Source organism: Polaribacter sp. Z014 (assembly GCF_023555435.1).
GTDB lineage: Bacteria > Bacteroidota > Bacteroidia > Flavobacteriales > Flavobacteriaceae > Polaribacter.
The window spans coordinates 1-315 of record NZ_JALCZP010000151.1; the positions used below are offsets into that span (position 1 = coordinate 1).

General features: G+C 31.1%; 1 protein-coding gene. It reads right to left on the reverse strand.

What is annotated here, in order from left to right; all coding sequences use genetic code 11:
• Window positions 1–40: 40 nt before the first annotated feature.
• The coding region (locus tag MPF19_RS19260; protein WP_502925293.1) for an ISAon1 family transposase N-terminal region protein at window positions 41–315 on the reverse strand (275 nt) is incomplete at its 5' end.

Sequence of the window (315 nt, forward strand, 5' to 3'; positions counted from 1 at the left end):
TCCGTAAAAGGTTGCTACAACAGATGTACTTGAAGCATTATTACAGACTGATTTGTTTTAAAAAAGCAGCAAATTCACTAGTAATTCTAGTGCCTTTTGCTACTAATTGCCAATCTCTTATCACTAATTTTTTAGAATTATCATCAATCCAACGCCTTCTAATAACATGTAGAAAAACGTTTTTACCTCGGATTGGAAAATCTTGAATAGTTGCTTCTGGAAAAAAGCCTTTAGAACTTAATTTTAGTCCTATGAATTCATCAGGAATTGTATTTAATTCTGTAAAATGGAAATGTAGTTCTCCTTGTTTTACCT